The organism is Devosia alba (assembly GCF_039938915.1).
Classification (GTDB): domain Bacteria; phylum Pseudomonadota; class Alphaproteobacteria; order Rhizobiales; family Devosiaceae; genus Devosia; species Devosia alba.
Window position 1 is genome coordinate 1 of record NZ_JBDUUI010000049.1, and the last position, 428, is coordinate 428.

Below are 428 nucleotides of genomic sequence, written 5' to 3' on the forward strand. Positions count from 1 at the left end.
TACCTGCTGCACTACATAATCCATTAAGCGTGAGCCTACGACTTCCATTTGCATCTGCAGGTCCGGTGGCAGCATCTTCCCAGGGTTCTTGGCATACGCAGCTTGCATCTGCTTAGCCAGGTCCTTATCCAGGCCCCAGCGCTCCAGGCGCTTGACTGCATCAGCAGAACCATTGAGCATACTCTGTAGCTCATCCATAACGATACCAGAGTTCCAGTTAACCTGCGCCCTGTGCACCATAGACATCCCGTTAACATGCCGAGCAGCTTGGCCTACGTTTTGTGTAACGTTGAACCAATTACTACTGCGTGTCAAATCCAAGTTATCATCAGCATAGGTATTGAGCCAGCGGAAGCGCATCTCCTTCTGCAAAGAGCCTCGCAGGATAGCATCCAGACGCCCAGCCATGTCCTGGTCCTTGAAGACTA

Annotated in this window: 1 protein-coding gene; it reads right to left on the reverse strand. The window is 51.9% G+C overall.

Annotation, left to right across the window (positions count from 1 at the left end; translation table 11 throughout):
• Positions 1–408: hypothetical protein (locus ABFY71_RS18730; protein WP_347947381.1), on the reverse strand; the 408-nt coding region annotated here is incomplete at its 3' end.
• Between the last annotated feature and the right edge of the window lie 20 nt (positions 409–428).